9 protein-coding genes are annotated in these 11,728 nt (G+C 74.2%); 4 read left to right on the top strand and 5 right to left on the bottom strand.

The features are described from left to right. The first annotated feature begins 97 nt into the window (after positions 1-97). From AB0I49_RS10765 to AB0I49_RS10755, 3 genes are all read left to right on the top strand, one after another. The gene (locus tag AB0I49_RS10765; RefSeq protein WP_363226529.1) at positions 98-898 is read left to right on the top strand and encodes a 3-hydroxybutyrate dehydrogenase; all 801 of its coding nucleotides are present in this window, start codon (positions 98-100) and stop codon (positions 896-898) included. A 140-nt stretch (positions 899-1,038) separates the two neighbouring features. After that, the gene (locus tag AB0I49_RS10760; protein WP_363226528.1) at positions 1,039-1,695 is read left to right on the top strand and encodes a CatB-related O-acetyltransferase; all 657 of its coding nucleotides are present in this window, start codon (positions 1,039-1,041) and stop codon (positions 1,693-1,695) included. A 384-nt stretch (positions 1,696-2,079) separates the two neighbouring features. Continuing rightward, complete coding sequence (locus AB0I49_RS10755; RefSeq protein WP_363226527.1) at positions 2,080-3,822, top strand: carbohydrate binding domain-containing protein; 1,743 nt, start codon at positions 2,080-2,082, stop codon at positions 3,820-3,822. Between the two features lie 112 nt (positions 3,823-3,934). Here AB0I49_RS10755 and AB0I49_RS10750 read toward each other — a convergent pair whose 3' ends face one another. From AB0I49_RS10750 to AB0I49_RS10730, 5 genes are all read right to left on the bottom strand, one after another. Further along, positions 3,935-4,909, bottom strand: coding sequence for a helix-turn-helix domain-containing protein (locus AB0I49_RS10750; RefSeq protein ID WP_363226526.1), 975 nt, complete (start codon positions 4,907-4,909; stop codon positions 3,935-3,937). A gap of 179 nt (positions 4,910-5,088) precedes the next feature. Then, positions 5,089-5,841, bottom strand: a complete 753-nt coding sequence (locus tag AB0I49_RS10745) for an SDR family NAD(P)-dependent oxidoreductase (protein WP_363226525.1) — start codon at positions 5,839-5,841, stop codon at positions 5,089-5,091. Beyond that, a complete protein-coding gene (locus tag AB0I49_RS10740) occupies positions 5,838-8,456 on the bottom strand; it encodes an MFS transporter (RefSeq protein ID WP_363226524.1) in 2,619 nt (872 codons plus the stop codon). The genes AB0I49_RS10745 and AB0I49_RS10740 overlap by 4 nt, the downstream gene beginning before the upstream one ends. 5 nt (positions 8,457-8,461) lie before the next feature. Next, on the bottom strand, positions 8,462-8,995 hold the full coding sequence (locus AB0I49_RS10735; protein ID WP_363226523.1) for a 2,4'-dihydroxyacetophenone dioxygenase family protein: 534 nt from the start codon (positions 8,993-8,995) through the stop codon (positions 8,462-8,464). A gap of 266 nt (positions 8,996-9,261) precedes the next feature. Beyond that, positions 9,262-10,023 carry an IclR family transcriptional regulator gene (locus AB0I49_RS10730; protein WP_363226521.1) on the bottom strand — a complete coding sequence of 254 codons (762 nt, stop codon included), beginning with the start codon at positions 10,021-10,023 and terminating at the stop codon, positions 9,262-9,264. A 207-nt stretch (positions 10,024-10,230) separates the two neighbouring features. Here AB0I49_RS10730 and AB0I49_RS10725 point away from each other — a divergent pair, with 207 nt between their 5' ends. Next, the gene (locus tag AB0I49_RS10725) at positions 10,231-11,709 is read left to right on the top strand and encodes an MFS transporter (RefSeq protein ID WP_363226520.1); all 1,479 of its coding nucleotides are present in this window, start codon (positions 10,231-10,233) and stop codon (positions 11,707-11,709) included. Positions 11,710-11,728: the final 19 nt, after the last annotated feature.

The raw sequence follows: 11,728 nt of genomic DNA, 5'->3' as shown, positions 1-11,728 counted from the left end.
GTACCTCCCGCCACACGCGCAGGTCCCGGCGGCAGAGGACCGCCCCCCATGGCTGCCGCATCCGCGTAGGCCCCCGCGGCGGCTTAGGGTGGCGTTCATGACCGTCACCACCGCACCGGACCCGGCCCAGGCGCCCCTCCTCGACCTCGGCGGCCGTACCGCCCTCGTCACCGGCGCGGCCGGCGGCATCGGCGCGGCCTGCGCGCTGCGCCTCGCCGCCGCGGGGGCGGCCGTACGGGCGGTGGACCGCGACGGCGCGGGCCTGGCGGAGCTGGTCGAGCGGGCCGCCGGGCTCGCGGGGCCCGTCGAGCCGGTGACCCTGGACCTGACCGACCTCGACGCCGCCGAGCGCGCCGGGGCCGGCACGGACATCCTCGTCAACAACGCGGGCATCCAGCTGGTCCGCCCCATCGAGGAGTTCCCGCCCGACGTCTTCTCGACCGTTCTCACGGTCATGCTGGAGGCCCCCTTCCGGCTCGTGCGGGGCGCGCTGCCGCACATGTACGGGCAGGGGTGGGGGCGGATCGTCAACATCTCCTCCGTGCACGGGCTGCGGGCCTCCGCCTACAAATGCGCGTACGTCGCCGCCAAGCACGGCCTCGAAGGGTTCTCGAAGGTCACCGCCCTGGAAGGAGCCGAACACGGCGTGACGTCCAACTGCGTCAACCCCGGCTACGTCCGCACCCCGCTCGTCGAGAAGCAGATCGCGGACCAGGCCGCCGCTCACGGCATCTCCGCCGAGCGGGTGCTCTCCGAGGTCCTGCTCGCCGACTCCGCCCTGAAGCGGCTGGTCGAGCCCGCCGAGGTCGCCGAGGCCGTCGCCTACCTCTGCGGCCCGCGCAGCTCCTTCGTCACCGGCGCCTCGCTGACCATGGACGGCGGCTGGACCGCGCACTGAACCGCCGTCCCGCGCGCGGCGCTCGCGCGTACGCCCGTACCGGGCCCCGGGACGCCGCCGGGAAATGGCTCGCCCGTGCCGGCGGACATTGCGATCATGACCGGGTCGTCCTGTTCCCCCGCCGAGGAGTCCGATCCGCGATGCCCGCTGTCCCCGCCGACCCCACCGTGGTCCACCCGATGCCGGAGCAGCCGCGTGTGGTGCTGCTCAAGCCGCTGGTCACGTCGCCGCTGATCGAGGTGGGCGAGTTCTCCTACTACGACGACCCGGACGACCCGGAGGCGTTCGAGACGCGCAACGTGCTGTACCACTACGGGCCGGAGAAGCTGGTCATCGGGAAGTTCTGCGCGCTGGGGGAGGGGGTGCGGTTCATCATGAACGGCGCCAACCACCGTATGGACGGGCCCTCGACCTTCCCGTTCCCCATCATGGGCGGCTCCTGGACCGACCACTTCGACCTGATCACGGGCCTGCCCGGCCGGGGCGACACGGTGGTGGGCCACGACGTGTGGTTCGGCTACCGGGCCACGGTGATGCCCGGCGTCCGGATCGGCCACGGCGCGGTCATCGCCTCGGGCTCCGTGGTCGTCGACGACGTGCCCGACTACGGCATCGTCGGCGGCAATCCGGCCCGGCTCATCCGGCGCCGCTTCGACGACGCGACCGTCGAGCGGCTGCTCGCGGTCGCCTGGTGGGACTGGCCCGCCGAGCACATCACCGAGCACATCCGCACCATCATGTCCGGGAGCATCGAGGCGCTTGAGGCGGCGGCGCCCGATCGTCCGGCGGACCGGTAGGGCCGGTAGGGCCGTTTGGACTGGTAGGTCCGGTAGGACCAGGGGCGGAGTCGACGGCCGGGCGGGCCGGCAGCCCGGCCGGCGCCGTCCCGGCGCTCAGCCGTCGGCTGCCCGTAGCTGCCCGTAGGCGCGCGTCGGCGGCCGCCTGATGGCCGCCCGATGGCCGTCAGTTGGCCGAAGACCTTGACGGGGGCTTGGTCTAGTCCAATCATGTGAGTCGCTTCACGAACCGAGCGGCCCGCATCGGGCACAGGGCCGCCCGGCCACGGAAGACGGTTCCTCCTGTACGTCCAGTACCGCTGTCCCGCGCGCGGCCGACCGGCCGTGCGAGCGGGAGAGCGGCGGCGCGCCGCACGCGCGCCGTCCCACCCACCGGGAGTATGCATGAGACGTTTCAGACCGCTCCGGGCGTGCCTCACCGTGATCGCCACCCTGGCCGCCTCGGCGGGCCTGGCCCTCGGGACCGGCGGGACGGCCCACGCGGCCACCGCCCTGCCCCCGCACGTATTCGCCCCCTACTTCGAGGCGTACAGCAACGACAGCCCCGCCGACCTCGCGGCGAAGTCCGGGGCGAAATACCTGACCATGGCGTTCCTGCAGACGGCGACCAAGGGCTCCTGCACGCCGTACTGGAACGGCAGCCAGTCCCAGCCCGTCTCGCCCGAGATCTTCGGCAAGGACTTCACCACCATCCGCTCGCGCGGCGGGGACGTCATCCCGTCCTTCGGCGGCTACACCGCGACCCACGAGGGCACGGAGATCGCCGACAGCTGCACGGACGTCGACGCGATAGCCGCCGCGTTCGAGAAGGTCATCACCACCTACGACATCCCCCGCATCGACCTCGACATCGAGGACAACTCCCTCACCAACAGCGCCGGCATCGACCGCCGCAACAAGGCCATCAAGAAGGTGCAGGACTGGGCCGCGGCCAACGGCCGCTCCATCCAGTTCTCGTACACCCTCCCCACCACGACGAGCGGCCTCGCCGACAGCGGGCTGGCCGTCCTGCGCAACGCCGTGAGCAACGGCGCCCGCATCGACGTCGTCAACATCATGACCTTCGACTACTACGACGGCGCCACCCACCAGATGGCCCTCGACACCCAGCGCTCCGCCGCCGGGCTGCAGGGCCAGCTCGCCCAGCTCTACCCCGGCAAGAGCCCCGCACAGCTCTGGGGCATGATCGGCGTCACCGAGATGCCCGGCATCGACGACTACGGACCGGCCGAGACGTTCACCACCGCCGACGCCGCCACCGTCTACAAGTGGGCCGTCGAGAAGGGCATCAACACCCTCTCCTTCTGGGCGCTCCAGCGCGACAACGGCGGCTGCCCCGGCACCGGCGGCTCCGACACCTGCTCGGGCATCGAGCAGGACACCTGGTTCTTCACCCACGCCTTCGCGCCGTTCACCGGCGGCGGCCCCGCCGCCGACGACTTCTCCCTCGCCACGGCGCCCGGCTCCGCGACCGTGCCCCAGGGCGGCTCCGCCACCGCGACGGTGACCACCGCCGTCACCAACGGCACCGCCAAGCGCGTCGACCTCACCACCGAGGGAGCCCCGGCCGGCGTCACGGCCACCGTCGATCCGACGAGCGTGACCGCGGGCGGCACGGCCAAGCTCACCGTCAGCGCCGCCGCGACCGCCGTACCCGGCCGTTACCCGATCACGGTCAAGGGCACGGCCGGGGCCGTCAGCCACTCCGCCACGTACACCCTGACCGTCACCGGGCCCGGCGGCGAGGGCACCCCGGTCAACGGCGGCTTCGAGACCGGCGGTCTCGGGCCGTGGACCTGCCAGCCGGGCGGCGCGGTCGTGGACAGCCCGGTGCACTCCGGCACGCACGCGCTGCGCGTCTCGCCCACCGCGGGCCAGACCGGCGAATGCGCGCAGACGCTCACCCTGAACCCCAACACCCGCTACAACCTGACCGGCTGGGTGCAGGGCGGCTACGCCTACATCGGGGTCAGGGGCGACGCCACCGCCAGCGCCTGGTCCGCCGCCGGTGACTGGACCAAGCTCACCGTCCCCTTCACCACCGGCGCCACGGGGACGATCACCGTCTACACCCACGGCTGGTACGGGCAGAACAGCGTGTACGCGGACGACTTCGCCATCAGCTGATTCCGCGTCGCTCCGCTTAGGGGGCGCCCGCGTACGTGTCCGGCCCGCCCTGACCGCCGTCAGGGCGGGCCGCGCGCCGGGCCGGGTCCGTACGCCCGTACACGCGGTGCCGTTACGGGCCGGGGCGGGCCGCGCCCGGGGTGCGGCCGAAGCGGTCGCCGAAGACGCGTGTGAAATGGGCCTGGCTGGCGAAGCCCCAGCGGTGGGCGATCTCGGCGACCGTCAGATGCCGGGAACCGGCGTCCGCCAGCTGCTCACGGGCCCCGGCCAGCCGCAGTTCGAGGATGCGGCGGGACGGGCTCACCCCGGACGGCTCGAAGATCCGGCTCAGCTGCCGGCCGGACACCCCGACCGCCTCGGCCACCCGCCCGGCGCTGAGCCCCGGATCGGAGAGGTGCCGGCCGATGTAGTCCTCCGCCACCGCCAGCCGCGACGCCCGTCCGGCCGTCGCCGCGCCGTCGCCCAGCCGGGGCCCGGCCAGCGAACGGACCAGGTCCAGCACGGTGGCCGCCGCGGCGTCCGGATCGCCCGTGCCGCCCCGCGCCGTCCATCCGGTCAGTACGGACCGCAGCGCGGAGACCAGCGCGCCCTCGCCCGCCGACCGCCCGCCGAACAGCAGCGGCGTCGGCATGCCCCCGGCGGCGCAGCTCTCCGTGAACACCTCGCGCGGGATGTCCACCAGCAACTGCCGCATGGCGCACGGGAACCCGAAGAGGTACGAGCGCCGCGTGTCGTAGAGGACCAGGTCGCCCGCCGCCGGGGTGAGGCAGCCGCCGCCGTGGAAGAACACGCCCTGACCGGACACCAGCAGGGAGGCGAAGACCGAGTCCTTGGGCAGCGCCCGGCAGGTCTTCGCGGTCCGCTCGATGACGTGCTCGTTGCCGGTGATCTCGGCCAGCCGCAGCCCGCCGAGCCGGAAGTTGGCCTGCCGCGCCAGCAGGCCCTGCTCGGAGTAGGGGGAACACGTCAGACCGACCAGGGCCCGCCGGTTGTAGTCCTCCCAGAGCTCGACCCGGTCCGCCGGGTCGACGGACCGTGTCGAGATGGTGGACGCGGCGGCTGCCGCGGAGGTGGTGTGCTCGGGCATCGGGGGCCTCCTTGCCGTGCGCCTGCCCGCCGCATGGGGCGCGTACGTGCCCCGGGCTCCCGCGCCCGGTCCGGGGCAGCCGCAGCGTAACGCCCGGCGCGGGCCGCGGCCAGCGCTCCGGGCCGCCCCTTCGACGGCCGGAGCGGCGGTGTCCGCCGCGGCCTCCGGCCGCTCGCCGCTCAGACGGCCGAGTAGCCGCCGTCGACCGCGAGGACGGCCCCGGTCACGTACGCGGCGGCCGCCGAGCACAGGAACGCGATGACCGACGCGACCTCGCGCGGCCTCCCCAGCCGTCCGAGCGGCAGCCGGGAGAGCACCGCCCGCGCCGCGTCCGGATCGTCCAGGACGCCGCGGGCGAGCGGGGTGGCGACGAAGCCCGGCGCGACGGCGTTGACCCGGATCCCGTCGTCGGCGTACTCGGCGGCCAGCGACCGGGTCAGCTGGGTGACGCCGCCCTTGCTCGCGCTGTACGCGGGCCGGTCGCGGCTGCCGAAGAGGGCGAACATCGACGAGACGGTCACGATGCTCCCGCCGCCCCGCGCGAGCAGCGGGCGCGCCGCCTGACAGGCCGTCATCGTCGCGTCCAGGTTCACCGCCAGGACGCGGTCCCAGGCCCCGCGCTCGTACTCCGCGCGGTCCCGGCTGACGCCCGCGCAGGAGACCAGGCAGTCGAGGCGGCCGCACTCCGCGATCCGGCGGGCGAGGCCGTCCCGGTCGGTGACGTCCTGTTCCACGACGCGGACGCGTTCGTGGCGGGGCAGCTCCCGCGCGGAGGCGGGCGGCAGGCCCAGCGCCCGTACCTCCGCGCCCAGTTCCGCGAGGAGCACGGCCGTCGCGGCGCCGATGCCCGAGGTGCCGCCGGTGACCAGGACGCTCCGGCCGGCGAAGGAATCCGGGGCGAACGTCCCCAACTCGTCGTCTGTGCGCGTCATTTCGCGGACTCCGGAACGTCGGGCCCGTCGGCGCGGGCCTCCGGGCGCACCAGGATCTTGATCTGCCCGCCCGGCCCCCGGGACAGCGGGCGCAGGCCCTCGGCGACGACGTCGTCGAGCGCCACGGTCGAGGTCACCACGGGCGTGAGGTCCACGCCCTCCCGCCGGACCAGGCGGATGAGCTCGGGGTAGGTGTCGCGGTAGCCGACGCTGGCGACGATCGACTGCTCGTTGTTGACCAGCGCGTAGGCGTCGAGCCGCACCTGCCGGCCCAGCCCGACCAGGACGACCCGGCCGCCACGCCGGGTCGCGGCCAGACAGCTGTCGAGCGCGTCCTGTGAACCCACCGCTTCGAACGCGACGTCCACGCCCTCCCCGCCCGTCAGCTCGCGGATCGCCGCACCGGCGCTGTCCGCTCCGTCCGCGCCGTCGGCGTCTGCCGGGCGCCGGGCGTCCACCGTGTCCGTCGCGCCCAGCCGCTCCGCCAACTCCAGCCGGTCCGGGGCGACATCGGCGGCGATGATCCTCGGCACGCCGCGCTCGGCCGCGAGCCGCACAGTCAGCAGGCCGATCGGGCCGAGCCCGACGACCGCGAGGGCCGCGGGAGCCGGCCCGGCGCGCCGCAGCGCGTGCAGGGCGACGGACGCGGGCTCGAAGAGCGCCGCCTGCTCCAGCGGTACGTCCGGGGGGAGGCGGTGCGCCATGTAGGCGGGCAGCGCGGCGAACTCGGCCAGGCCGCCGTCGCCCATCAGACCGGCGAAGCCGAAGTGCCGGCAGATGTTGTACTCCCCGGCCCGGCAGCGCGCGCAGTCACCGCACCGGTAGTGCGGTTCGACGGCCACGCTGTCGCCGACGGCGAGCCCGGCCACGCCGGGGCCGAGGGCGGCCACGGTCCCGCAGAACTCGTGGCCGAGCACGAGCGGGGCCGTCGCTCCGGAGGCGGGGTGCGGCGCGGCGACGGGGATCGCGTGCGGCCCGTCGGCGTACTCGTGCAGGTCGCTGCCGCAGATGCCGCAGTACGCGACCGCCACCAGCACCTCGCCGGGGCCGGGTTCGGGCACGTCCCGCTCGACGACGCGGACGTCCCCGGCCCCGTACCAGACCGCGGCCCGCATCAGCCGCCGCCCGCCCGGCGCCGCGGCTCCCTGACCCTGCCCCGGGCCCGGGCCCATGGCCGTACGGACGTCAGCACCCGCGCCCGCGCCCGTACCCGCACTCGGGCCCGCGGCCACAGCTACGGCGGTACGGGCGTCCGGGCCCGTACGGTCGTCGCCCGCACCGGCTTCCAGGGCGCGGGCCGCCTCCCTGGCCGCTCTGCGCCTCAGCACCTCCGGGGCCGTCTCGCGCAGTCCGAAGGAGATCAGTACGACGGCCACCGCGCCGCCCGCGGAGATGAACATGGCGCTCTCCGGCCCCCAGGCGTCCGAGGCGCGGCCCGCGATCACGGGTGCGAGGAATCCGCCGGCCAGTTCGCCGGCTCCCATGACGAGCCCGAGGGCGGTGGCCAGTGAGCCGCGGGGGACCGTCTCGGCGGGGATGGTGGCCATGATCAGGGTGAAGCAGCCCAGACCGGTGTAGGTGAGGATCACGACCGCGCCGAGCACCACCGGCCCGTCGAGGTACACCACGGCGAGCGGGCAGACCGCGGCGACCGCGCTGAAGAGGATCATCGTGCGCCTGCGGCCGATGCGGTCGGAGACGGCCGGGGTGACGAAGCCCCACAGCACCCACGCCACGCCGAAGCACGTCATCACGCGGCTCATGGTCCCCGAGGAGAAGCCCTTGACGTCCTCGAGATAGGTGGGCGTGAACGTGATGATGACGATGAACCAGGTCAGATAGGAGCAGGCGGCCAGCACGCAGAGAAGGATGTTCCGGTGCCCGAGGAGCTCCCGTATGGACAGGTGCTCGCCGGCCGGCGCGGGGGACGGCGCGGCGGCGACGGGGGCGGCCGGTGCGCGCGGGCCCGGCGGCCTCTCCCGTACGGACCGCCAGATCCAGGCCGCGATGAGCAGGCCGGGGACGATCGTCAGGAGGAACGCCGTCCGCCAGCCGTACTGCCCCGCGACCCACACCACGGCCAGCGGCGAGAGGATGCCGCCCAGCAGCCCGGCCGAAGAGCCCTGGAGCAGCCCCATGTTGAGGCCGCGGCGCTCCGCGCGGGACGCCTCCACCATCAGCGACTGCGACAGCGGCAGGACCGCGCCCTCCGCGACGCCCATGAGCGCCCGCGCGAGCAGCAGGCCGGCGAACCCCGTCACCAGGCCGCCCGCCGCCGAGAAGCAGGAGAACAGCACGACGGCGGTGATCAGGAGGGGTTTGCGCCGGCCGAGCCGGTCCGACAGCCGGCCGCACAGCAGCCCCGACAGCGCCCAGGTCAGCGCCAGGACGCCGGAGAGCGTGCCCAGTTGCGTGTGGGAGAGGTGGAAGTCGTCGCTGATGAAGGGGGCCAGGAAGGACAGCGCCTGCCGGTCGAAGAAGACGAAGCCGAAGGCCAGGAAGAGCACCAGCAGCAACTTGTTCTCGTACGTCCGCGCCGCGCCGTCCGGGGGCGGGGACGGCGGCGAGGGCGACGGCGGGGACGGCGGGGACGGCGGCGGGGACGGGGACGGCATCCGGGTCACCGGAACAGCGAATCGACGAGGCCGGCGCCGAGGCCCACCCGCTCGTAGTGGGCGCGGCACATGGCGATGTAGTCGTGGACGTCGAAGTACCCGGCGGTGTCGCCGTTCTCGTCCAGCCAGATCAGCGGGCCCTTGACGATGAAGAGCGTCTTCATCGGCTCGCCGCTGTCGTACGACACCAGGGTGTGGCCCTCGCCCGGCGCCTCGTACACGAAGTCGCCGGCGTGCGCGGTCCAGGGGCGTTCGAGGTAGCCCCAGGCGCCGGAGATCGTGTACGCGAACACCTCGTGGGGGTGGTAGTGCCGGTTGACCAGCCCGGCCTGGTCGGCGCGCAGGATGTCGGCCCAGGAGTTGTCCTTGACGTTGATCCACAGTGGTCGCGAGCGGACGGTCTCGGTGAACGGCACGTAGTAGCGGTCGTCGTCGGTGGCCGCCTGGGCGAGATGGACCTCGGGCAGCGCGTCGGGTTTGAAGGAGTTCCGGATCGGCTTGAGGTCCTTCCAGAACTCGTTGCCGGGCGCCTCGGGCATGGTGGTCTCCGCTTCGTCCGCTTCGTCGTTCGGTGTCCGGGTCCGGGGCCGGGTTCGCAGCCGGGCCCGGGTTCGGCAGTGAACCCCCGGCGGCGCGCGCGTGTCTTTCCCCTGGCGGACATCCCCGTTTGCCTGTTCGGGACACGCGCCACCGCGATGACGGAGCCGTTCGCGGACGGGCGGCGGGCCGATCCCGGACGGGCGGGGCGGCGGGGGCCGCTCGCGGACGGGACGGGCGGGGTGACGGGCCGCTCGCGGGCGGTCGGTCAGAGGCCCGCCGTAATCCTCTCCGCGGCCTGCCGCACCAGCGGGGCGAGTTGGGCGGCGCGGGCGCGGCCCAGCCGGGTGGAGGGGGCGGCGATCGTGACCGCGGCGACGCTGCTGCCCAGCTTGTCGCGGACGCACACGCCGACGCCCTGCACGTCCGTGACGCTCTCGTCGAGGTTGAGCGCGTAGCCCCGGCGGCGGCAGGCCGCGAGGTCGGCGGCGAGCGCGTCCAGGTCGGGAAGGGTGGTGGGGGTGAGCGCGGCGAGCCCGGCGGGGTAGCGCATGCGCAGCGCCTCCGGCGACAGCTCGCTCAGCAGCGCCTTGCCGCCGGCCGTCGCGTAGGCGGGGACGTGGTCGCCGGTGCGCGGGGCGACGCGCAGCTGCCGCGAACTCTCCACGCCGTCCAGGAAGAAGGAGTCCGGCCCGGCCAGCACCAGCAGATTCGTGGTCTCCGACGTCGCGTCGCGCAGCCACTCCAACTGGGGGCGGGCGACACGGACGAGGTCGCGTTCGTCGCGGCCCGCGCGGGACAGACCGACCAGGGCGGGGCCGGGCCGGTAGCGCCGGCCGCCCGGCTCCTGCTCGACGAAGCCGTGCGCGCGGAGCGTGGAGAGCAGCCGGTGGGCGGTGGAACGGGCGACGCCGAGGTGGTCGCTGACGTCGGTGACGCGCACCGACCCCTGCCCGCGCACATAGACGAGGGTGCGCAGGGCGTTGGCCACGGAGCTCGCGCCGTAGGCGTCGCCGGACGTGTTCGGCATAGCAGAAAGAATATTCGGGGTCGTTCCGCAGAGCGAGCCATCGGTCCTACAGTCGGGCCCGACGCCACCTGCCGACCCGCCGACACCACAGGATTCCGCTCCGCGGAACGCGGTGGAATGCTTCGCCGGGCGGGCCGGCGCCGGCGCCGACCGGTCGTGCCGCGACGGACCGCCCCTCGCGACCGCCCCGCCCACCGGGAGACCCCCATGCAGGATGCCTCCGAGGACACACCGAGCCCCGCGCCGGACGGCCGCCGTCGGCTCCAGCCCTGGCACACCCTCTGGCTCCTGCTGCTCCTGGGCTGGACGGTGAGCGCCGCCGACCGGGCCGTGACCGGGCCCGTCGTCACCTGGATGATCGACAACGGCGTCGGCTTCCTCGCGGACGCGCGCCACCCGCACGCGCTCGGCGGCCTCATCGGCGGCCTGTTCTTCGCCGGCTACATGCTCACCCAGTTCCCCGGCGGCTACCTCGGCGACCGCCACGGCCACCGCGCGCTCATCGTTGTCAGCCTCGTGTGGGCCGGGGCGGCGACCGTCGCCACCGGACTCGCGGGCGGCCTCGTCGCGTTCATCGTGCTGCGCGTCGTCACCGGCCTCGGCGAGGGCGCGTTCTACTCCAACGACCGCACCCTGATCACCGAGGCCACCCCCGAACGCCACCGCAGCCTGGGCATGGGCGTGGTCATCACCGGGCTCGCGCTCGGCATCACCGTCGCCACCGTCTTCACCCCCCACTTCATCGGCGTCGGACAGCACGTGCTGCCCCGCGCCGAGGCGTGGCGGATGGCGTTCTGGATCCTCGGCGCCGCGACGCTCGCCGCGGCCCTCCTCCTCGCGATGCGCTTCCGCGCCCACCTGCGGGCACGGGCCGTGACCCGCGCGACGCTCCAACTCGCCGGGTACTCCGCCGTCTCCCTGGCTCTGATCATGGCCGTCTACCTGCTGGGCGACCGCGCGGGCCTGTCCGGCCTGTGGATCGCCCTGCTCGAAGTCGCCCTCGCCGTCGCCCTCGTGCTCTTCGCCCTCGTCCGCAAGGGCGCCGAGCTCGGCCCGGTGCTCAAGGACCGCGACCTGAACCTGATCTACCTCGCCAACATCGCGATCCTGTGGAACCTGTGGTTCTTCAGCTTCTGGTCGGTGTCCATCGTCGCCGGCGCCGCCCACTCCTCGTTCATGAGCGCCGCCCTCACCGCCGGCTTCAACGCGGGCGCGGGCCTCATCGGCTTCCCGGCCGGCGGCTGGCTCTCGGACCGCACCCGGCGGCGCGGCTGGAGCCGCAAGTCCGTGATGCTCTCCTGCACCGGCGCCCAGGCCCTGCTCACCGTCGCCTTCGCCTGGTACCTGACCGCCGCCGACCGCCCCGCCCTGTGGATCATGGGCCTGCTGCTGTTCACCGCGAGCCTGTTCTTCAACGCCCTCCAGCCCGTCGGCCACGCCTGGACGGCCGAGATCGCCGAACCGCGCATGCGCGGCTCCGCCTTCGGCATGCAGAACCTCATCGGCGAGATGGGCGCCGTCCTCGCCCCCGCCGTCGGCGGCGCGCTCCGCGACCGCACCGGCGGCTGGACCGCGGCCCTGTGGCTGGACGCCGCGATCGTCGCCGCCGGCTTCGCCCTGCTGGCCGCCGTACGGGCCCGCACCCCGGCCCGTACCGCCGCGGCGCCCGCCGCCACCGTGCCCTGAACCCCGAGGCTCCCCCCGC

This window comes from Streptomyces sp. NPDC050617, assembly GCF_040654795.1.
Lineage (GTDB): Bacteria > Actinomycetota > Actinomycetes > Streptomycetales > Streptomycetaceae > Streptomyces.
Note: the sequence above shows the minus strand (reverse complement) of the source record. Positions and strands in the feature narration are given on the sequence as shown.